The organism is Blautia sp. MSK20_18 (assembly GCF_020553125.1).
Taxonomy (GTDB): domain Bacteria; phylum Bacillota; class Clostridia; order Lachnospirales; family Lachnospiraceae; genus Blautia_A; species Blautia_A fusiformis.
In genome coordinates, this window is record NZ_JAJCGR010000008.1 from 13,981 (window position 1) to 34,636 (window position 20,656).

20 protein-coding genes are annotated in these 20,656 nt (G+C 46.6%); 1 reads left to right on the forward strand and 19 read right to left on the reverse strand.

Going from position 1 to position 20,656, the window contains the following annotated elements; translation table 11 throughout:
• Positions 1-112 precede the first annotated feature (112 nt).
• The 10 genes from LI091_RS06580 to infC all read right to left on the reverse strand — a co-directional run bounded on the left by LI091_RS06580 (position 113) and on the right by infC (position 7,724).
• Positions 113-877, reverse strand: coding sequence for a polysaccharide deacetylase family protein (locus LI091_RS06580; RefSeq protein WP_118752769.1), 765 nt, complete (start codon positions 875-877; stop codon positions 113-115).
• A 102-nt stretch (positions 878-979) separates the two neighbouring features.
• Positions 980-1,600 carry a cytidylate kinase-like family protein gene (locus LI091_RS06585; RefSeq protein ID WP_110102931.1) on the reverse strand — a complete coding sequence of 207 codons (621 nt, stop codon included), beginning with the start codon at positions 1,598-1,600 and terminating at the stop codon, positions 980-982.
• Between the two features lie 10 nt (positions 1,601-1,610).
• Entirely contained in the window at positions 1,611-2,321 is a 711-nt protein-coding gene (locus LI091_RS06590; RefSeq protein WP_015526086.1) for an ABC transporter ATP-binding protein, read from the reverse strand.
• Between the two features lie 14 nt (positions 2,322-2,335).
• Positions 2,336-3,094, reverse strand: a complete 759-nt coding sequence (locus tag LI091_RS06595) for an ABC transporter ATP-binding protein (RefSeq protein WP_021651650.1) — start codon at positions 3,092-3,094, stop codon at positions 2,336-2,338.
• Positions 3,095-3,096: 2 nt separating this feature from the next.
• The gene (locus tag LI091_RS06600) at positions 3,097-4,170 is read right to left on the reverse strand and encodes a branched-chain amino acid ABC transporter permease (protein WP_265190954.1); all 1,074 of its coding nucleotides are present in this window, start codon (positions 4,168-4,170) and stop codon (positions 3,097-3,099) included.
• A gap of 10 nt (positions 4,171-4,180) precedes the next feature.
• A complete protein-coding gene (locus LI091_RS06605; RefSeq protein WP_015526088.1) occupies positions 4,181-5,065 on the reverse strand; it encodes a branched-chain amino acid ABC transporter permease in 885 nt (294 codons plus the stop codon).
• A 96-nt stretch (positions 5,066-5,161) separates the two neighbouring features.
• Complete coding sequence (locus LI091_RS06610) at positions 5,162-6,322, reverse strand: ABC transporter substrate-binding protein (RefSeq protein ID WP_021651647.1); 1,161 nt, start codon at positions 6,320-6,322, stop codon at positions 5,162-5,164.
• A 236-nt stretch (positions 6,323-6,558) separates the two neighbouring features.
• Complete coding sequence (gene rplT / locus LI091_RS06615) at positions 6,559-6,915, reverse strand: 50S ribosomal protein L20 (RefSeq protein ID WP_015526090.1); 357 nt, start codon at positions 6,913-6,915, stop codon at positions 6,559-6,561.
• A 33-nt stretch (positions 6,916-6,948) separates the two neighbouring features.
• Positions 6,949-7,146 carry a 50S ribosomal protein L35 gene (rpmI, locus tag LI091_RS06620; RefSeq protein ID WP_021651646.1) on the reverse strand — a complete coding sequence of 66 codons (198 nt, stop codon included), beginning with the start codon at positions 7,144-7,146 and terminating at the stop codon, positions 6,949-6,951.
• Between the two features lie 83 nt (positions 7,147-7,229).
• Positions 7,230-7,724 (reverse strand): translation initiation factor IF-3, encoded by a 495-nt coding sequence (gene infC, locus LI091_RS06625; protein ID WP_015526092.1) that lies wholly within the window; start codon positions 7,722-7,724, stop codon positions 7,230-7,232.
• Positions 7,725-8,164: 440 nt separating this feature from the next.
• Here infC and LI091_RS06630 point away from each other — a divergent pair, with 440 nt between their 5' ends.
• Positions 8,165-8,488, forward strand: a complete 324-nt coding sequence (locus LI091_RS06630) for a DUF1540 domain-containing protein (RefSeq protein WP_021651645.1) — start codon at positions 8,165-8,167, stop codon at positions 8,486-8,488.
• A gap of 123 nt (positions 8,489-8,611) precedes the next feature.
• Here the strand turns inward: LI091_RS06630 and ftsZ are convergent, their stop codons facing one another.
• The 9 genes from ftsZ to LI091_RS06675 form a co-directional block, all read right to left on the reverse strand.
• The gene (gene ftsZ, locus LI091_RS06635) at positions 8,612-9,763 is read right to left on the reverse strand and encodes a cell division protein FtsZ (RefSeq protein ID WP_015526094.1); all 1,152 of its coding nucleotides are present in this window, start codon (positions 9,761-9,763) and stop codon (positions 8,612-8,614) included.
• A 251-nt stretch (positions 9,764-10,014) separates the two neighbouring features.
• Positions 10,015-11,298: a cell division protein FtsQ/DivIB gene (locus LI091_RS06640; protein ID WP_022426894.1), complete on the reverse strand. Its 1,284-nt coding sequence runs from the start codon at positions 11,296-11,298 to the stop codon at positions 10,015-10,017.
• Positions 11,295-12,575: a UDP-N-acetylglucosamine 1-carboxyvinyltransferase gene (murA, locus tag LI091_RS06645; protein WP_237972222.1), complete on the reverse strand. Its 1,281-nt coding sequence runs from the start codon at positions 12,573-12,575 to the stop codon at positions 11,295-11,297. The genes LI091_RS06640 and murA overlap by 4 nt, the downstream gene beginning before the upstream one ends.
• Positions 12,576-12,602: 27 nt before the next feature.
• Positions 12,603-13,703: an FtsW/RodA/SpoVE family cell cycle protein gene (locus LI091_RS06650; protein ID WP_173776002.1), complete on the reverse strand. Its 1,101-nt coding sequence runs from the start codon at positions 13,701-13,703 to the stop codon at positions 12,603-12,605.
• A 54-nt stretch (positions 13,704-13,757) separates the two neighbouring features.
• Positions 13,758-15,113 carry a UDP-N-acetylmuramoyl-L-alanine--D-glutamate ligase gene (gene murD / locus LI091_RS06655; RefSeq protein WP_173739726.1) on the reverse strand — a complete coding sequence of 452 codons (1,356 nt, stop codon included), beginning with the start codon at positions 15,111-15,113 and terminating at the stop codon, positions 13,758-13,760.
• A gap of 14 nt (positions 15,114-15,127) precedes the next feature.
• Complete coding sequence (gene mraY / locus LI091_RS06660) at positions 15,128-16,084, reverse strand: phospho-N-acetylmuramoyl-pentapeptide-transferase (protein ID WP_015526100.1); 957 nt, start codon at positions 16,082-16,084, stop codon at positions 15,128-15,130.
• A gap of 63 nt (positions 16,085-16,147) precedes the next feature.
• On the reverse strand, positions 16,148-17,914 hold the full coding sequence (locus tag LI091_RS06665; protein WP_215638556.1) for a peptidoglycan D,D-transpeptidase FtsI family protein: 1,767 nt from the start codon (positions 17,912-17,914) through the stop codon (positions 16,148-16,150).
• Positions 17,915-17,981: 67 nt separating this feature from the next.
• Positions 17,982-20,051, reverse strand: a complete 2,070-nt coding sequence (locus LI091_RS06670) for a peptidoglycan D,D-transpeptidase FtsI family protein (RefSeq protein WP_227588587.1) — start codon at positions 20,049-20,051, stop codon at positions 17,982-17,984.
• Between the two features lie 30 nt (positions 20,052-20,081).
• Positions 20,082-20,651: a hypothetical protein gene (locus tag LI091_RS06675; RefSeq protein ID WP_015526105.1), complete on the reverse strand. Its 570-nt coding sequence runs from the start codon at positions 20,649-20,651 to the stop codon at positions 20,082-20,084.
• Between the last annotated feature and the right edge of the window lie 5 nt (positions 20,652-20,656).

The window sequence follows — 20,656 nt, forward strand, 5'->3', positions numbered from 1 at the left end:
CGGCAACGATCGTTTCATTTGTTTCCGGCATACGGACAGATTCCTTATTTTTATAATTTTACCTGTTTGCACATAAAAAAGCAATCGTTTCTGCCTTTTCGGCAAATCACAGTTACATCACCAGCAGCTGATCTGCAGTTACCAGGTCATATCCTTCTTCCGTAAGCATATCCGCGATCTCCAGGGCCGCTTCCACGGATGTAGAAAAGCTGTCATGCATCAGGATAATGGAGCCATCCTTCACTTGTCTTTTTACGATATTTTCCACAGAACGGACATTTTTTGATTTCCAGTCCAGGGTATCCACATCCCAAAATACCGGCAGCATGGTCACACAGAGCTCCAGATCCTTCGGCCATGCACCGTAGGGCGGGCGAAGATACATGGGATATTCTCCGGTGATCTCGTAGATCTCATTATTCGTCTTTATGATCTGCTGACAGGCCTGATCACCGGGAAGCTTATCAAGCTGCACGTGATCATACGTGTGATTACCGATGAGATGACCGTCTCTCTGCATCTGCGTTACGATCTCCTCATTTCCCCGGATATTTTTTCCCATAAGAAAAAATGTGGCATGGATCCCACGCTTCCGCAGGCCATCCAGAAGCAGAGGTGTATATGTTGCATGCGGTCCATCATCAAAGGTAAGAGCCACACGTGGACGATCCTCTTTTTCGCTTCTGTCAGAGGCTGTCTCAGCCACCGGTTCTGCTACTTTTTGTCTGTACTGCGCCGCCACCAGCCGGAACATCCCCTCACCGGCGATCATTCTGGTCACCCGCATCCGAAATGCACTGTCTGAGATTTTTCCATATCCGCTGAGCAGGATCAATACCATTGCCACTACACAGAAATATTTTTTTCGCTTATCCATATTTCCCGCCGGATCAAATATACTTTTCCACAATATATGAAAAAATCCCCGGGAAAAGACTTTTGGCTTTTCTTTCCCGGGGAATATTCTCTGATATATGTCTTATTTTTTCAGGATCTCAAGTGCACTCTCGATCTCCTCCACGCATTTCTCATAACCAAGGGTACCGTTATCCAGGCACAGATTATATTTCGTCATGTCTGCCCAGTCAACACCCATGAAACGTTTGCAGAAATCTTCTTTGCGTTTGTCATCCTTATGCATAAATTTCTCAATATCCTTTGTAGTTCCGCTGAGTTTCTTACTTGCCTCACGGATACGGAAATCCCAGTCTCCGTAAACAAACACACGAAGAACATTGGAATAATCCTTCAGGATCATATTTGCACAACGTCCGATGATCACACAGGACTCTGTTTCTGCCAGCTGCCGGATCACCTTTGCCTGATAATTAAACAGGTTCTCATCGGATGTAAAATCCTTGCTCTGAGGCGGGATCAGCTCACCCTTGTAGATTCCGGACTTTGCAAAAAATCTCTGCTTTGTGCTGACATTTTCATCTGCCCTTCCAAAGAGCTGCTCATGAATGCCGCTCTCCTCAGATGCCATGCGGATGATATCCTTGTCATAGTAAGAAATCCCTAATTTCTTTGCAAGCTCCTCTCCGATGGTACGTCCACCGCTTCCATACTGTCTTGCAATGGTAATTACGAAATTATCCATGTCTTTCCCCCTACTCTCCAAGATATGCCTTCTGAACGGCCTCGTCATTCAGAAGATCCTCTGCCTTTCCATCCATAGTAATGCTTCCTGTTTCCAGAACGTACGCTCTGTCCGCAATGGAAAGAGCCTTCTTCGCATTCTGCTCAACCAGAAGCACTGTAGTTCCGCTCTCACTTACCTCGCGGATAATGTCAAAAATCTCATTTACAAAAATCGGCGACAGACCCATGGACGGCTCATCCATCAAAATGATCCTTGGTCTGCTCATCAGTGCACGTCCCATGGCAAGCATCTGCTGTTCACCACCGGAAAGTGTTCCTGCACGCTGTCCTTTACGTTCTTCCAGACGCGGAAATCTCTTGTATACACCAGCAAGGCTCTCTGCGATCTCTGCCTTGTCTTTTCTTGTGTAAGCTCCAAGAAGAAGATTCTCATAAACGGACATATCCGCAAATACTCGTCTTCCTTCCGGAACGTGTGCCATTCCCATTTCTACGATCTTATGGGCTGGTGTTCTTGTGAGGTCTTTTCCCTCAAACACAATGCTTCCGGACTTCGGAGAAAGAATTCCGGTAAGTGTCTGAAGTGTGGTTGTCTTTCCGGCACCGTTGGCACCGATCAGCGCAATAACCTCTCCCTGATTTACATGAAAAGAAATTCCCTTCAGAGCCTGGATCACACCATAATAGACCTGGAGGTCCTTTACTTCCAACATTGCCATTGTCTCGTTCCTCCTTATTCTCCCAGATATGCAGTGATAACCGTCGGGTCTTTCAGCACTGCAGATGTCTCACCCTGGATCAGTACCTGACCGAAGTTCAGAACTGTAAGTTCCTCACAGATACCGCCCACCAGTTTCATGTCGTGCTCGATCAGAAGAACAGTCATATCAAAATGCTCCCGCACAAAACGGATAGTATCCATCAGCTCCTGTGTCTCATTCGGGTTCATACCAGCCGCCGGCTCATCCAAGAGAAGAAGCTTCGGCTCTGTGGCAAGAGCTCTGGCAATCTCCAGCTTACGCTGTTTACCATAAGGCAGGTTACCTGCCAGAGTGTCTGCTTCCTTATCCAGATCAAACACCCTCAGTATCTCCATGGCACGTTCGTTCATCTCTTTTTCTACCTTGTAATATTTCGGCAGTCTTAAGATCCCGGTCAGTGTGGAATATGGATGATGATTGTGAAGTCCTACTTTTACATTGTCAAGAACCGGCATATCCTTGAAAAGACGGATATTCTGGAAAGTTCTAGCGATTCCGGCCTTGTTGATCTCAATGGTGCTTTTTCCTGTGATGTCCTGGCCGTCCAGTTTAATGATTCCCTCGGTAGGCTTATACACGCCTGTGAGAAGATTGAATACTGTTGTCTTACCGGCGCCGTTAGGTCCGATCAGTCCATAGAGCTGTCCCTTCTCAATGGTCATATTAAAGCCGTCAACAGCACGAAGACCGCCGAACTGGATAGACAGATTATTTACTTCCAGCATTGCCATGATCAGGCCACCTCCTTTTTCTCTTTTTTGCCTTTGAATTTCTCTACCATACGTGCTCTCCAGTCTCTTGCTGCCGGTGCCCAGTTAAAGAGCATCATGATGATCAGTACGATAGCATAGATCAGCATACGGTAGTTTGCGAATCCACGGAGAAGCTCAGGCAGTGCATAGAGGATAATGGTTGCAATGATCGATCCTCTGATATTTCCGATCCCGCCAAGTACCACATATACCAGTACCAGGATGGACATGTTGTAATCAAATACAGAAACCTTAAGAAGAGAAAGGTTATGTGCATACAGCACACCTGCCACTCCTGCAAGGGCTGCAGAAATGGTAAATGCCAGCAGCTTATATCTGGTGATATTGATTCCTACAGACTCCGCTGCAATACGGTTGTCCCTGGTTGACATAATAGCACGTCCGCTTCTGGAGTTTACAAGGTTCTGTACAATAAACAATGTGAGAAGAAGCAGGATCACGCCGATCAGGAAAAAGTAATTCTTGATATCTTTATAAAGAGTTGCTGTTCCCGAAATACCAAGGGCACCTTTGAGAATCTGCTTTCCGCCGGCTTCCAGATGAAGACCGGCTGCACTTGTTGCAACGTGAAGTCCTTTGTCATCCACGCCAATGTAAAGTACATTGATCAGGTTCTTGATGATCTCACCAAAAGCCAGTGTAACAATAGCCAGGTAGTCACCGCGGAGACGAAGTACCGGAATACCGATGATCACACCGAACAGTGCTGCAACTACCGCACCTACAAGGATTGCAAGGATAAAGCGAGGAACCTGCGGAATGGAGTCTGCAGCAACCTGTGAAAACAGGGCACTGGAAAAAGCTCCCACGCACATGAAGCCCGCATGTCCAAGGCTCAGCTCACCAGAAAAACCGACTACCAGGTTCAGGGAAACTGATGCAATGGTATAAACACAAAGGGGAACAAGAAGTCCCATAAGAAGTCTGGAAAGATTTCCAGTTGAGGAAAGTGCCTGTACGATCACAAAAAGCACAATGACAATTCCATAGTTGATCATGTTATTTTTTGTTGTTTTGTTTTTCATATTCTTCATATCGGCCACCTTACACTTTCTCCTGGATGTTCTTGCCGAACAGTCCGGTAGGTTTTACAAGAAGCACGACGATCAGGACTGCAAATACGATCGCATCTGCAACCTGGGAAGAAATATAAGCTTTTCCGAAGATCTCGATGATTCCCAGAAGGATGCCGCCGACCATAGCTCCCGGAATCGAACCGATTCCACCGAATACAGCAGCTACGAAAGCTTTGATACCAGGCATGGCTCCTGTGTACGGAGTCAGTGTCGGATAAGTCTGACAGAGCAGAAGGCCTGCGATCGCTGCAAGTCCGGAACCGATGGCAAATGTGAGGGAAATTGTCGCATTGACGTTAACTCCCATCAGCTGTGCCGCATCTCTGTCCTCGGAAACCGCCTGCATGGCACGGCCAGGTTTTGTCTTTTTTACAAAGAGGGAAAGTCCCACCATGATAATGATACATGCAAGGATGGTTACGATGGTGATTCCCTTGATGGTAAGCTCACCGTCAAATAGTGTGATGGACGGAACTTTGATAACAGCTACGAAACTCTTGGCATCTGCGCCGAAGATCAGAAGTGCCAGGTTCTGAAGCAGATAACTGACACCGATAGCCGTGATAAGAACGGCCAGGTTTGAGGAAGCTTTTCTAAGTGGACTGTAAGCTACCTTCTCAATGACAACACCAAGCAGTGTACAGATCACAACGGAAAGGATCACAGCAAGGATCGGTGACATGCCGCCTCTTGTGATACAGGTAAGGATGATATAAGCTCCCACCATGATAACATCTCCGTGTGCAAAGTTCAGCATCTTGGCAATACCATAAACCATGGTATATCCAAGTGCGATGATCGCATAGATACTGCCAAGACTGATGCCGTCTTTTAAATAAGATATAAAACTCATAACGCACCTCTTTTAATTGTTTATTGATAAGGGAAAAAGGGGACGGTTCCCACTAAAGGTGACCGTCCCCTGACCCCTAACGTTAACAGAAATTCCTTATTTCATCTCTACATAAGCACCGTCTTTGATCTCGAATGCTTTCGGCTCTTTATCACACTCGCCATCCTCGGTCCATTTTGCTTTTCCGGTAAGTCCGTCAAGCTCGATGTTTGCCATGGATGCGCTCATTGCTGCACTGATGTCTGCATTTTCCATATCTGGTGTGATCTTTGCATCGTCAGCTGCAAGCTGCATTGCGTAAAGTACATCATATGTATCTGCCGCAAACTGGTTCGGGATCTCACCGTTGTGAGCATCGCCGTATGCTTTTACGAAGTTCTGGCTCTTCTCATCTGTAGCTGTTGCGGAGAATGGTGTCAGAAGCATAACACCCTCTGCAAGGGATTTATCGAAGTTCTCTACATTGAGGATACCATCCATGCCATCTACACCAAAGAATTTAATGTCAAGGCCTGCCTCAGATGCCTGCTGAAGGATCAGCGCATTGTCGGAATAGTAGTTCGGAAGGAAAAGAAGCTCAGCGCCGCTCTTCTTGATCTTTGCAAGCTGTACAGAATAGTCTGTGTTGCTGTCTGTTGTGTAAGCCTCATCTGCAACTACTTCAAGTCCGTCATCAGCAGCTGCTGCAACGAATGCGTCATGTACACCGGAGTTGTAGTCAGCAGCGGAATCATAAAGTACTGCTACTTTCGTTGCAAGTTTGTGCTCGGAAATGTACTGAGCAGATTTGGTTCCCTGTGCCGGGTCTGTGAAGCACATACGGAACTCGTTTGTTCCTGCTGTGATACAGTCAAGTGCTGTTGCAGATGGTGTGAAGAGGAATGTATCCTCAGCTGCCTCAGCTCCTACTGCGATACAGGAACCGGATGTTACAGTTCCACAGAGCATCTGCATTCCTTTATCGATCAGGTCATTGTATGCGTTAACAGCCTTCTCCGGATCTCCCTGGTCATCACCTGCGTCAAGAATCTCTACTTTATATCCGTTGAATCCACCGTTCTCGTTGATCTCATCAGCTGCGATCTTGGCTGCGTTGTATACGTTGGTACCGTACTGTGCGTAATCACCTGTCATCGGTCCGATCACACCGATCTTAAATGTCTCATCCTCTGCCGCAAAAACGGATGCAGGCATCATCATAGCTGCTGTCATCGCTGCTGCTGATGCAACGCCGATTACTTTCTTCCAATTCTTCATAATAATCTCTCCTCCTGCGCTTTGTCGCGTTACTAATGTTTAATGGTAAAATTATAGCATCGCATATTTTTTATTTCAAGGGCAAATTTAGTTATCTGTTGTTTTTCGTCTGATTGCACAACACGGACACTTGTCCGCTGTACAGCTTGTGTCGTTTTTCGGCAAATTGTCTGAATTTTTTTACAAAAAAATCCAGGGAAAAATTCCCTGGACTCCTTCGTCTCTTAATACTTTACTTATGCGATTGCTTTCTTAGCGATCTCAGCAAGAGCTGTGAAGCCTGCTGCATCGTTAACAGCCATCTCTGCAAGCATCTTTCTGTTGATGTCGATGTTTGCAACCTTAAGGCCGTGCATCATTTTGCTGTAGGAAAGTCCGTTCATTCTTGCTGCTGCGTTGATACGAGCGATCCAGAGCTGTCTGAACTGACGTTTCTTCTGTTTTCTTCCTGCATAGGAGCTTGTAAGAGCTCTCATTACAGACTGTTTTGCTACTCTATACTGTTTGGAACGGGCTCCTCTGTAGCCTTTTGCCAGTTTTAATGTACGGTTATGTCTTTTCTTTGCGTTTAATCCGCCTTTAATTCTTGCCATTTCTTAATTCTCCTCCTGTTCGTCTTCTCTATCTTATAAATATGGTAATACTTTCTTCATGCTCTTTACATTAGTAGAATCAACAACAGTAGATTTTCTCAGATTTCTCTTTCTCTTCTGAGATTTCTTTGTAAGGATATGGCTCTTGTAGGCTTTATTTCTTACTAATTTTCCTGTACCTGTTTTTTTAAAGCGCTTTGCTGCTGCTCTGCAAGTTTTAATTTTTGGCATTATGAATTCCTCCTTGATTTGGTACTTCTAAATTTTATATAGCATCCCGTTCTGCCCGGCTGTTGCCGTGAAGACTGAGATATCTACCGTTTCTCAGTCAGAAACATAGTCATGCTTCTGCCTTCTACCTTCGGAGCCTTCTCTACAGTCGCTATATCGGACAGAAGATCTGCGAAGTCATCAAGCACATGCCTACTGCTGGACATATGTGCCATCTCTCTTCCGCGGAAACGAAGTGTAACCTTAACTCTGTCGCCCTTGCTAAGGAACTTTCTTGCTGCATTTACCTTCGTCTTCAAATCATTCGTATCAATGTTCGGGGAAAGACGCACTTCTTTGACATCGATGGTTTTCTGCTTTTTTCTGGCCTCTTTTTCTTTTCTTGCAAGCTCGTAACGGTATTTACCGTAATCGATGATCTTGCATACCGGCGGTTTCGCCTGTGGGGCAATCTTTACAAGGTCAAGTCCTGCCTCCTGCGCTTTCGCCATCGCTTCTCTGGCGGACACGATTCCAAGCTGAGCTCCGTCCGGACCAATCAAGCGTACCTCTCTGTCTCTGATCTGTTCGTTAATCATTAAACCGCTAATTGTTGTACACCTCCATGAACATGATAGAATTATTTTTTTCTTTCTCATTAATGTAGCTTAAGCCGCACAAAAAAAGCGCAGACAGATGTCCACACTTCAAATAATTACACCTGCGCACTGATGATTGGTCTGTTCGCAGTACTGTGCAATATTGACCTGAGTCGCTTATCTTCAGCGCTAAGGTGAGAGTGAACTCTGCTTTCTTTTCGCTACGTACTTTAAGAGGATACCATGGTGTCTGCTATTTGTCAACTGTTTTTTATATTATTCTGTATTAATTTTTTGAGTATAAATTTTTCTTCTTCCGGACATACTATGCAACATCGGAATCTGTCAAGCCTTACCGCAGTGCTGACGATCAGACAGGATGCGCATTCCGGCAGGCTGACGGTTTCCGGTAAAATCATAATTATCAGGAGGACACTTTTATGACAAGTCTTAAATGCTCCGCACACAACTGCTGCTATAACAAAAATTCTCTCTGCTCCAGGGGATCCATCAGTGTCGAAGGTGCAGATGCTCGTTATGCGGACGACACCGCCTGTGAAAGCTTCCGTGACCAGGAAGAGTGTGCTGTAAAAAATTCCGCAGATCCCTGCTGTGGGTGTGAGACCATTAACATCGACTGCAAAGCACACAACTGCACCTACAATGAGCACTGCAAATGCACCGCAGCTTCCATCAATGTATCCGGTGCCAATGCGCATCGCTGCTGTGATACAAAATGTGATACTTTCAGCTGCGAATGCTGATATCCTGAACAGAAATCCTGTTTCCATACAGAGCAGACATTCCTGTTTCTTTTGATCAGAAAGTCAAAAAGATCCGGCAGCGTTCCAGATGGAGTCTCTGCCGGATCTTATCCTGTTCATTTATTATCTGTTCTTAAGAAAATCCGGGATCTGGATATCCTTTTTCTGAACAGTGCTTGTAGGAGCCTTTGTTCCAAACTGTGTGGAATTCATAGTCGGCAGGCTGAAGCTTGGCATGTTAAGGTTCATACCGCCTGGCTGTGACTGGCTTGTTTTTTTGGTGTTTCCGAATACAGAATTGGAAGCTCTGTTTCCAAATGGTGTGTTCTGAAGGTTATTGTCTGTAAGACCTGTAGCAATAACTGTAATTCTCGCATAATCTGCAACAGAATCATCATACATAGCACCAAAGATGATGTTTGCATCCTCACCTGTAAGCTCCTGTACATAGCTTGCAGCATCGTTGGCATCCATAAGAGAAATATCTCCGGAAATGTTGATGATCACATGAGTAGCGCCCTTGATGGTTGTCTCAAGAAGCGGAGAAGATACCGCCTGCTGTACAGCCTCCATAGCCTTGTCATCACCTCTTGCCTCACCGATACCGATATGAGCGATTCCCTTGTCTGTCATGACTGTCTGCACATCTGCAAAGTCAAGGTTGATCAGAGCCGGCAGATTGATCAGGTCTGTAATACCCTGTACTGCCTGCTGAAGAACCTCATCAGCCTTACGCAGTGCTTCCGGCATGGTTGTTCTTCTGTCAACGATTTCAAGTAATTTGTCATTTGGGATGACAATCAATGTGTCAACTGCTTTCTTCAGATTTTCGATTCCCGCAAGTGCATTGTTCATACGGGTCTTTGCTTCAAAACGGAAAGGCTTGGTAACAACACCGACAGTCAGGATACCCATCTCTTTTGCCGCACCGGCGATCACAGGAGCAGCTCCGGTTCCGGTTCCGCCTCCCATACCACAGGTAACGAAAACCATGTCCGCTCCCTCGATGATCTTCTTAACTTCCTCAATGCTCTCCTCAGCTGCCTTCTGTCCAACCTCCGGCTGTGCACCGGCGCCGAGACCTTTCGTAATTTTCTCACCAATCTGAAGTACAGTCGGAGCTTTACACAGTGTCAGAGCCTGTTTATCGGTATTAACACCTACAAACTCAACTCCGCCAATGGCCTCTTCCACCATTCTGTTTACCGCATTATTACCTGCGCCGCCTACTCCAATTACAATAATTTTCGCAGAAGACTCAGCCTCATTCGTCATTATCTCTAACAATGTACTTCCTCCTTTATTTCTACCTGATATCCGATTCAGTGTAATAATCTATTCCAAGCTACATATACACATAGTTATATCATATATTTTTTTCGGTAATTAATCAACCATTAATTTTGTTTTTTTATACTTTTTTCACTAAATTTCGGCACTGTTTCTATTAACCGAAACATTTACAAAACAATCTCTGGCAAAATGTCCAAATACTGGTACTATATATTAAGAAAGCTTTTTTATCTTTACTCATAATCGGACTCATCACTGTAATCGCTGTACGAATTTTCATCATAATCCTCAGCTCCTTCTTCCTGATCACTGCTGTAATCAGCCTCTTCCTCGGTGCTGTCCGTACTGCTGTCTGAAGAGTCTTCTTCATTTTCTGTATCTCCGGTATCCGTACTCTGAGCATCTGGATCTTCGGAGTCTGTTCCGTCTCCGGAGCTTTCTGCCGAAGCCTGATAATCCTCCAGAGTGCCTACGTAATTGCCATCACGGTCATATTCACTGACTCCGTCATAGCCTCCGTCTTCCCGGTAACCGCCCTTCCAGTTTCCTTTTTCTGCCATGGTTTCTTCTGTGGGAGCTTCGCCTACATAGGTCATGTTGGCATCGTACTCACCACTGCCTGTGTAATCTCCCTCTTCATCATAGCCACCTACCCAGTTTTCCTGCGCATACTCCAGATCCGTCTGCGGTTTCGGTCCTACATAGTTGCCATTTTCGTCGTATTCGCCTTCTCCGGTGTAATTTCCTTCCTCATCATAGCCTCCGGTCCAGTTTTCTGCGGAAGTCTGGCTCTCATCCTGTTCCTGCTCCAGGGTAATGTTCTTGGAATTATCATTTACATTTTCTGCATGGAGAATTCCTTTTTTTTCGGAAATCATCGGAAGGATAGCCAGAACTCTGGTCATTTTGTCTTCCAGATATTCATCCTTTCCAAGTTTAACTGTGATATCCCCGTAAACAAGACTGATCTGTCCGTCGTCTTCAAATTCAATGTGATCCGGAACCTTATCATTTTTTGCAAAAATAGTAGAAAGAGCAACTGCCGTGTTCATCACCGTTTCATCCTTGATGGGGAGTTTCTCGTTCTGGATCACTTTTTTGACTTTGATCCCGTCAAAAAACGGGATTTTTTCGTTACGTTCCGTGGATCCTTCCACAAAAATACCGTTTCTGTCAAAATAAATATAACTGTCCAGATAAGGGATACAGCCAACGATGTCCTTCTCCTTCACACTGACACAGATGGTGTGCCGGTTCAGCCTTGTTACGGTATAGCCTTCTATAAAGGGAACATCCTTTGTGTTCTGCTTAGTATAAAGAAGCGGTGCAAGAACAGAATTGGATGCCAGCGGCCCCCTAAGCACCATCTTCCTGATCTGTTTTTCAGAATAATGGCTGCTGCCCATCACCTGCACTTCATCTACCTGATAATACGTAAAAAAGAAAATAATTCCTGCCAGCAGCAGGACAAGAAGTCCGCCAACTGCTTTCAGTGGCTTTTTTTTTGATGTTTTCATAAAGTTCCTCTGTCCTTTATCAGCAGACCGCCCAGTGCGGTCAGATCCTCACAGATATGTTCATAGCCTCTTTCTATGAAACAACAGCCCCGGATCCTGGTAATCCCCTGCGCGGCAAGTGCTGCGATCACAAGTGCCGCACCACCGCGAAGTTCCTCTGCTTCCACAGTACAACCGGTCAGGGGCTGCCCTCCGTATATCACAGCAACTCCATCCCGGATCTGGATCTGTGCTCCCATTTTACAGAGCCATGAAGCTGTTTTATATCTGTCTTCAAAAATCTTCTCGCGGATCCTGCTCACTCCCGGGATCGTGGCCAGTACCGCCATCGCAGGAGACTGCAGGTCTGTAGGAAATCCCGGATAAACTTCTGTTTCCAGAAGCTCCAGGGGAAAACCTGTATTTTTTCCGTTGACTATTAGTTTACCACCTACCCTGCGGCATTGTCCACCCATTTTCCGATATACGTCCAGGATTCCATCCATTTCCTCCAGAGGCGGATTTTCCAGGATGATCTCTCCTCTGGTTGCCGCCGCTGCCATGAGATAGGTTCCGGCGACAATACGGTCTGGTGGAATGCAGCCATCGCCAGCTTCAAGCTTCTCCACCCCTTCAATACAGATACAGCCATTTTCACGAATCCGGATCTTTGCACCCATTCCGGTAAGATAATGGCAAAGCCAATAAATTTCCGGTTCACAGGCGCAGCCGTTAAGGACTGTTTTCCCCTCTGCAAGGACCGCTGCCAGAATGCCCTGTTCTGTAGCGCCTACACTTCTTTTTTGAAAAAACATCTCTGCACCTCGGAGTTTTCCACAGGATGCCCGGATCATCCCGCCGTTTTCCACCACAGCTGCCCCAAGGCGGCGCAAAACCTGGATATGAAGATCCACCGGCCGCTTCCCGATCACACAGCCGCCGGGATATCCTGTCTGTGCCTTTTTGCTCCGCCCCAGCATTGCTCCCATTAAGATCACGGAAGAACGCATTTTTCCGGAATAACACTCCGGTATCATGGTGCCGTCCGCATGGCTGCAGTCCAGATAAAGATCTTGACCTTCCCACCAGGTTTCTGCCCCCAGATATTTCAGGATCTTTTCCATCAAATACACATCACTGATTCTCGGGCATCCCCGCAGTACACTGGTCCCGGTACTTAAGAGTGCTGCTGCCATAACCGGAAGTGCCGCATTTTTTGACCCCTGGATCCGGACGCTTCCATGCAGCGGCCTGCCTCCGGTCACGATGATCTCATCGATCTCATTCAAGTATTCCACTCCTAAAAGGGCCTCTTACTTGTTATTCTATGTGATCCTTCCATGTCTGTGACTGCTGACACTTAAGGCCAGCCCCATTTCCCCCAGAAGAAAAACAACAGAAGTTCCGCCATAGCTTACAAAGGGCAGAGTGATCCCGGTGTTGGGAATCGTATTCGTTACTACTGCAACATTCAGGACTACCTGTATTGCCATATGTGCCATGATCCCGGCGCACAGCAGCGTTCCCTGCAGATCCCGGCAGTTTAATGCCAGAATACAAAGCCTCCAGATCAGAATACCAAACAGAAAAAGTGTCAGAAAGGCTCCCAGTATCCCCGTTTCCTCACACACAATAGAAAATATCATATCATTCTGGGCTTCCGGGACAAATCCCAGCTTCTGCAGACTGTTCCCGAACCCCTTGCCGAAGATCCCTCCGCTTCCGATTGCATACAGGCCCTGTATGGTCTGAAATCCTTTTTCATATTTTTCCGGATCCCGCCAGATTGCCAGGCGTTCCAGACGATAACTCTCCGCGGCAAGAAAAACCACAATAAATCCTATCCCCGCACCTCCAAGCGCGAGAAACTGCAGATACCTGGGATTGGCCACAAAGATCAGCAGCACACCGATCCCCAGAATGATCACCGCTGTGCTTAAGTTATTGGAGCCCACCAGACCTGCTACCGGAAGCAAAGTCATCATAGTCCTGCAGATAAACCAGAATCCGGTTGTTTTGCTTTTTGTATTGCTGATCTGCCACACCAGAAACAATATCACTGCCACCTTGGAAAACTCCGACGGCTGAAAGGAAAGCGGCCCCAGGTTCAGCCACCTCTTCGATCCATTGATCTCCTGTCCGAAAAGCAGGACTGCAGCAGACAGAAAAAGCGAAAAAATATAGGCAGCCGGCGCCAGCTTTACAGACAGCCGGTAATCTACCCGTGATGCCAGATACATAACAAGCAGCCCCAGTGCCGTGGCAAAGAGCTGCTTTTTAAAATAATAGGCAGAGTCGTGGAAACGTACTCTGCCATTATATTCACTTGCCGAAAAAAGCGCCCCGAGTCCCAATACCACCAGAATCAGAACCAGTACCCAGAGAACGGTATCTGTCTTTCCGGTCTGTTTCTGTCCTGCCTTCATGCATGGCCTCCACAGTGGTCTTTATTTCAGCTTATGTATGTATTTTTCGGATTATTACAGTGCTTTCACGTATTCCTTGAACATGTCACCGCGCTGCTCATAATTATCAAACTGTCCCCAGCTCGCACATGCCGGTGAAAGCAGAACTGCATCTCCGGGATTGGCTTTTTCCGCACAGACCCGGACAGCTTCCTTCAGATCCTCGCAGAGGATGATATCTGTAAATCCAAGACGTTCTGCTGCTGCTTTGATCTTCTCTTTCGTCTGACCGATGAGAACAAGATAACGGACTTTTCCGTCGAAGGATTCTATCCACTCATCATAGCTGGATTCCTTGTCATAGCCACCGCCGATCAGAAGAGTCGGACGGTTCATTGCCTGAATCCCCTTGATGGCCGCATCCGGATTGGTTCCCTTGGAATCGTTGTAATATGCAACACCGTTTTTCTCTGTCACATACTCGATCCTGTGTGGAACTGCCACAAACTCACAGACACTCTTGCGGATACTCTCCACAGAAACACCCGCATAATATGCCATGGCGGCTGCTGCCATTACATTCTCGTGATTATGACGTCCCAGGATCTTAAGCTCTTCGGTTTTTACGATCGGGATCTCTTCTTTTTCTGTTTTGAGCATGATCTGATCTCCGTCCAGATAGATTCCCTGATCCAGTTTGCGAAGACTTGAGAAATATACCACCTTCGGAACGATATTTTCACCGAATTTACGAAGGACTTCATCCTCGTAATTCAGAACACATACATCTTCCGGTCCCTGATTTTTGGTGATCAGCTCTTTTACACGGATGTATTCCTCCATGGTATGATGACGGTTCAGATGGTCCTCTGTGATGTTGAGGATCGCACTTACCTTCGGGCGGAACTGGTCAATAGTCTCCAGCTGAAAGCTGCTGATCTCCGCAACAGTTACGGAATCCTCCCTCATCTCCAATGATTTGGATGTATATGCAGTTCCGATATTTCCTACAACAAATACAGATTCACGGGCATCTCCCATGATCTTTCCGAGGAGTGCTGTTGTTGTTGTCTTACCGTTGGTTCCTGTGATCGCAAGAACCTCTCCCTTGCCTGTACGATAGGCAAGCTCCACCTCGCTCCATACCGGAAGGCCCTTTTCATAGAAGCTCTTTACCAGCGGCAGGTCTGTGGGAACTCCCGGACTTAGCACTACAAGATCAAGACTGTCCAGCGCTCTCTCCGGAAAATCTCCGGCCCAGATCTCCGGGGTGTATTTTCCGTTTGTTTTATGTAAAACTGCCTCTTTATCAAGATCTGCGTTTCCGTCATAGATCACCGGCTGTGCTCCTGCACTTCCAAGCAGATCAGCTGCTCCAATGCCGCTTTTTCCGGCTCCGAAAACGAGAACTTTTTTTCCTTTTAAATCCATTTTTCTGTTCCTCCTTATAATGCCAGGAGAGCGATCAGGCACATAATAGCAGTTACAACAGAGAACACTGCAACAACTCGTGTCTCAGACCACCCACAAAGCTCAAAATGATGGTGGATAGGCGCCATCTTGAAGATTCTTTTTCCGTGTGTTGCCTTGAAATAGGATACCTGGAGCATAACAGACAATACCTCCACAAGGTAGATCAGTCCGACCAGGATGATAAACAGCGGCATCTGCATGGCATAAGCCACACCAGCCACAAAGCCACCCAATGCCAGAGAACCGGTGTCTCCCATAAATACCTTGGCAGGATATACATTAAACAGAAGAAATCCCATCAGACTGCCCACAACTGCACAGGTGATCGGTTCCACACCACTGTTCATTCCAAGGGAAACCACCGTAAAGAATACTGCCACGATCAGGGTAACACTGGAAGCCAGTCCGTCAAGTCCATCCGTAAAATTGACTCCGTTTACTGTACCGATCACCGCAAAGAACAGTACCGGAACCGCAAACCATCCCAGGTTCAGATAATGTCCGCTCCAGAACGGGATCTTCATAGTCAGGGATACGTTGGAATAATTTACAAGATAAAAAGCAAATACAGCTGTCACAACGATCTGCAGTGCCATTTTCTGCCATGGCAGAAGTCCGTCAGAACGCTTCAGAACTACCTTCAGATAATCATCCAGAAATCCGATCAGTCCAAATCCCAGTGTCAGGAAAAGTACCGGGATGATCATCGGATAATCTCTGATATAAAACAGTGATGTTACAGTTGTTGCAATGAGAAAGATCACCCCACCCATAGTAGGGGTACCGTTCTTTTTCAGGTGGGACTGCACACCCAGCTCTCTCTCTGTCTGTCCCATTTTAAGTCTTCTTAAAAAAGGGATAACAATCGGTCCTAATACAAGGCTGATCGCAAATGAGATCAGCACAGGGATCACAACATGAAACTCCATCCTCACACCTCTAATTCTTTCGTTTTTTTATACTTCTTCAACAGTATAAGGCTTTTATCCTCATTAATCAACCCCATCTGCCCGGTTTTCCCCGAATGGAGTTTCCGTAACTGTCCTCTCGATTCCAAGATAGGGAAGTACATTTTCAAAAATACTGCGTACCACCGGTGCAGCAATGATCCCACCATAATACATACCCTGGGGTGCATAGATGATACAAAGAGCCAGGACCTTCGGATCCTCTGCCGGGGCAAACCCCAGAAATGAAGAAATATATCTGCCGGAGCCTCTGGGCAGTGTCTGAGAGGTAGCTGTTTTTCCCCCAATGGAAAACCCCTGGATCCCGGCATTTTTTCCGGAGCCTTCTGAAACTACAGTTTCCAGGATCGTACGTACTGTCCGGGAAGTCTCACCGGACACGATCCCGCTTTCCACCGGATATTCCAGTGTCCGCACCTTTGTTCCGTCCGCACTTTCCACGCTGATCCCAAAATGAGGTGTGATCCGGTTTCCGCCATTGATGATCCCACTGACGGTTGTTGCAAGCTGGATCGGTGTGATCTGAAACGACTGGCCAAAGGATACCGTGGCAAGCTCCACCTCGCCCATATTTTTGGGGTTATGCATGATCGTTCCTGCCTCTCCCGGAAGATCTATTCCTGTTTTTTTCAAAAGTCCGAACTGTTTAAAATATTTATAATAACGGTCTGCTCCAAGCCGCAGACCCACCTCAATAAATACCGGGTTACAGGAGTTCTGGGCACCTTCTACAAAACTCTGCGCACCATGTCCTGTTCTCTTTGCACAGTGGATCCGCCGATCCTCCACCACCTTATAGCCCGGACAGAAAAAACGATCCTCTGTTGACACCACTCCTTCCTCCAGCCCTGCTGCCATAGTGATGATCTTAAAAGTCGAGCCAGGTTCATAGGTATCATTCAGGCAGGGGTTTCTCCACATCCGGTTCAGAAGATCCTGCTTCTTTTCTCCCTCTGCTGCTGTTTCTTCTGTATTCAGAGTAAACGGATCGTTCAGATCAAATTCAGGCACATTGACACAGGCATAGATTTCTCCGTTCTGAGGGTTCATAAGCAGTATGGAAACTCTCTCCGCCTGTTTTTCTTCCATGACTTTACCTGCTGCCTGCTGCACATATTCCTGGATATTAACATCCAGACTGGTACGCAGAGTATTTCCTGACACCGGTTCCTTCCTCCGTTCTCCGGTTCCGTCGATCTCCACACCACGTGCATCCGTAACTGTGAGGATCTTTCCGGGCTCTCCTTTCAGGATCTCATCGTATTTCACTTCAAGACCAATGATCCCCTGATTATCACCTCCGGTAAATCCCAGTACTTTTGAAGCGAGAGATCCATAAGGATAATATCTCCGATAATCCTCATCTACTTTCACTCCCTCAAGGTCATATTCCCGGATCCTGTCTCCAATGCTTTTTTCCACGTTTGTCTGTATTCTTTCAATAGAAGAAATTTTTTCAACTTTTTTTCGGATTTCCTCTTCTTTTACAGACAATGCTCCGGACAGTACACGGATTACTTTTTCAGGATCTTTGATCTGGCTGTGTATCACCGATACTGTGCAGACTGTCCGGTTATCTGCCAGAATATTTCCCCTGATGTCCAGGATCTTTCCCCTGGCTGCTTTTATGTCACGTTCCCTCTCATGAAGATCCTCCGCCTTTTTTGAATAATATTCTGCCCGAACGTTCATAAGATACCAGAGTCTTCCCACAAGTCCCAGAAGAAGCATTATGCAGATCAGAAAAACCATCCATATTTTTTTCCTGTGATAAACCATGGTCCGGATCATAAAAAAATCCCTCTCAGAGGTCGTCACTGTAATATATGACGTTCCCCTAAGAGGGTATTCTTTTTATCTATTCCAGACCGGCCTCCTCGTTGGTAAGACCTTCGCTCTGCATATCGTTATTATCTTCGGTATCACTGTCCTCCGACTCATCTTCCGGCGGACTTGGTACATTCTCATCGGAAATTGCCTCCTTCTGCCCGTCCGCGCCGGTTCCTGTTGCAGAATCGCTGATTCCCTTAAAAAGTTCCCACAGCTCTGTAGTCGGAACTTCTCCATCCTCTGCCTCATCCGGCTGTACATTCAGATACGGAAGTGCTTCGGAAAGGATTCCCTGTGCAATGTACTGTGCGTACGTACTGCTTGCCTGATCATCTACCTTCGGCTCATCCACAACTACATAGATCACAAGCGCCGGATCATCTACCGGTGCAAATCCGATAAAGGATACCAGATACTTGCCATTGCCTCGCGGAAGCTTCTCGGCAGTACCGGTTTTACCACCGGAGCTGTAGCCCTGCACCTTGGAGGTACGGCTGGTACCATGGTCTACGCTGGCAGCCATGTAGGAGCGGATATCTGCAGATATCTTCTCAGAAATCGTCTGCTTCATCAGTGTCGGAGAGATCGTTTTTACGATTCCGCCGCTGCTGTCCTTGATCTTCGTCACCAGATGAGGCTGATAGTAGTATCCTCCATTGATCACAGAACACATTGCATTGATCTCCTGTATCATGGTCAGTGTATAGCCCTGTCCGAAAGCAGAGCATGCAAGCTCCGTTTCTCCCATGGTATCGCTGGTATGGATCACACCGCTTCCCTCATTGGGAAGATCGATACCGGTTCTTGTTCCGAAATTGAAAACGCTCTGTGTCTTAAGAAAATTATCTTTTCCCATCTTTGCTGCGATCTGCATCATACCATCGTTGCAGGAATTGGCAATGACATCGGAAAGAGCTTCTGTCCCGTGAGCATCCGGCCATACCGCACATTTGATAAAAGTAGTCGCACCTTCCGCTCCAAAAGACTGTCCGCCGTCACAGACAAAATTATCGCTCTCGGAAATCGCTCCCATTTCAAGTGCGGAGCCCATAACGATGGGCTTTACAACCGATCCCGGCTCGTAGGCATCTGTCACGCAGAAATTACTCCACATTCCGTTCAGCGCTTCCACGGTTTCCTCATCGTTCATAGCAGCGATCTCACTCTGGGAATACACATTTGAAAGATCTCTCGGGTTATTCAGGTCATAACGGTCACCGCCGTCCATTGCCAGGATCTCTCCTGTTTTCGGATCCTCGATGATCACGCCTACATTTTTGGCTCCCATCTTTTCTTCAAAGGTATTTACGTATTTTTCCACGATCTGCTGAAGTCCCAGATCCAGCGAGGTCTCAATGCTTTTGCCATCCGTCGGTTCGATGATCGTCTGTTCTACATCGGAATTGTTGTTGATGTATCCGTACTGTCTTCCATCCACGCCGGTAAGTGTCGCATTGTAATATCCTTCCAGTCCGGCATCCGCCACATCTCTGGAAAGTGTAAATCCAACGGTATCACAGGCAGTCTCATTAAACGGATAAGATCTGAGATAATCTTCTTCAAACCATACACCTGTGATCCTGGAACGTTCTTTCAGCTGCGTGGCAGTCAGTTCACTGTCGTCCCCCGGATCTTCGTATTTTTCGAAGGCTTTTTTGTCGTCCATGGAAATCTGTTTCTTTACGATCTGATACTGACTTTTTTTTGTACTGCTGTCGGTGAGAAGCTTCCGCATCTCATCTTCATCCAATCCCAGGACTTCCACAAGAGCCTTTATGGTAGGCTCCACGGAATCCTGATCCTTATTGACCTCCAGACAGTCAAGGACCACATTATAGACCTTGTTGCTGGTTGCCAGGATATTCCCGTTCCGGTCATAGATATCTCCTCTTTTTGCCGGAAGTGTCTGATTTTCATATTTCTGCTGAGCCTGACTCAGCACCTGCTTTCGATATTTGCTTCCGCTGGTGGCATTGATATAGGTAATTCTTGCCACCAAACCGACTAAAGCCAGCAACACTAAGGAAAATAGTACTGCCAGCTTTTTCTTCATACTGTAATTTATTTTTTTTACCGGCCTGCGCCTTCTTGTACTCAATCGATCACCTGCTTAAAAACTGTACTTCTGTTACTTGTGTGTGTCCACATCCTGATACTGTCTCACATAACTGTTTCCTTCTGTGGTATAGGTCTGTATCTGATCCTCCGAAGGATATTTCATTCCGAGCTCGCCGATAGCTTTTTTCTTGATCTCGCTGATATCCACTGCAGAAGTGACCTGACTGTAATATGCATCGTTATCTTCTTTCAGCTGTGCAAGCTCAGATTCCAGATTTGCAACATTTTTCATACTCGCCGTGATTTCGGATTTTACCTGAAGATAATTGATACAGGTAAAAAGTACCGCGATGGAAACTGCCGTAAGAAACAGAACGAACCCCTTGTTCATGGCCATTGCCTTTTCCCGGTTCCGCTGTGCCTGTCTGCTTACCACCTGTTTTGCCGGTGTCACAGGTACTGCGGATTTCTGTTTTCTTTTCTGAGCCAGCCGTCGCCTTTCCTGTATCTCGGGCAGATCAGTCCTCTGAGGAACTTCCTGCAGCCGTTTTACCGCATTTCCCTGAACATACATTTCTCTGCTGTTCCTGACGGTATTTCGATTTCTTCTGGCTGTAGTCCCTCTTCCTGTCTTCGCCATTTGCC

Excerpts from the sequence above, each read along its gene's own strand:
- LI091_RS06580 (WP_118752769.1), bottom strand. The coding sequence starts at position 877 with ATGGATAAGCGAAAAAAATATTTCTGTGTAGTGGCAATGGTATTGATC.
- LI091_RS06585 (WP_110102931.1), bottom strand. The coding sequence starts at position 1,600 with ATGGATAATTTCGTAATTACCATTGCAAGACAGTATGGAAGCGGTGGA.
- LI091_RS06590 (WP_015526086.1), bottom strand. The coding sequence starts at position 2,321 with ATGGCAATGTTGGAAGTAAAGGACCTCCAGGTCTATTATGGTGTGATC.
- LI091_RS06595 (WP_021651650.1), bottom strand. The coding sequence starts at position 3,094 with ATGGCAATGCTGGAAGTAAATAATCTGTCTATCCAGTTCGGCGGTCTT.
- LI091_RS06600 (WP_265190954.1), bottom strand. The coding sequence starts at position 4,170 with ATGAAGAATATGAAAAACAAAACAACAAAAAATAACATGATCAACTAT.
- LI091_RS06605 (WP_015526088.1), bottom strand. The coding sequence starts at position 5,065 with ATGAGTTTTATATCTTATTTAAAAGACGGCATCAGTCTTGGCAGTATC.
- LI091_RS06610 (WP_021651647.1), bottom strand. The coding sequence starts at position 6,322 with ATGAAGAATTGGAAGAAAGTAATCGGCGTTGCATCAGCAGCAGCGATG.
- rplT (WP_015526090.1), bottom strand. The coding sequence starts at position 6,915 with ATGGCAAGAATTAAAGGCGGATTAAACGCAAAGAAAAGACATAACCGT.
- rpmI (WP_021651646.1), bottom strand. The coding sequence starts at position 7,146 with ATGCCAAAAATTAAAACTTGCAGAGCAGCAGCAAAGCGCTTTAAAAAA.
- infC (WP_015526092.1), bottom strand. The coding sequence starts at position 7,724 with ATGATTAACGAACAGATCAGAGACAGAGAGGTACGCTTGATTGGTCCG.
- LI091_RS06630 (WP_021651645.1), top strand. The coding sequence starts at position 8,165 with ATGACAAGTCTTAAATGCTCCGCACACAACTGCTGCTATAACAAAAAT.
- ftsZ (WP_015526094.1), bottom strand. The coding sequence starts at position 9,763 with ATGACGAATGAGGCTGAGTCTTCTGCGAAAATTATTGTAATTGGAGTA.
- LI091_RS06640 (WP_022426894.1), bottom strand. The coding sequence starts at position 11,298 with ATGAAAACATCAAAAAAAAAGCCACTGAAAGCAGTTGGCGGACTTCTT.
- LI091_RS06650 (WP_173776002.1), bottom strand. The coding sequence starts at position 13,703 with ATGAAGGCAGGACAGAAACAGACCGGAAAGACAGATACCGTTCTCTGG.
- murD (WP_173739726.1), bottom strand. The coding sequence starts at position 15,113 with ATGGATTTAAAAGGAAAAAAAGTTCTCGTTTTCGGAGCCGGAAAAAGC.
- mraY (WP_015526100.1), bottom strand. The coding sequence starts at position 16,084 with ATGGAGTTTCATGTTGTGATCCCTGTGCTGATCTCATTTGCGATCAGC.
- LI091_RS06665 (WP_215638556.1), bottom strand. The coding sequence starts at position 17,914 with ATGATCCGGACCATGGTTTATCACAGGAAAAAAATATGGATGGTTTTT.
- LI091_RS06675 (WP_015526105.1), bottom strand. The coding sequence starts at position 20,651 with ATGGCGAAGACAGGAAGAGGGACTACAGCCAGAAGAAATCGAAATACC.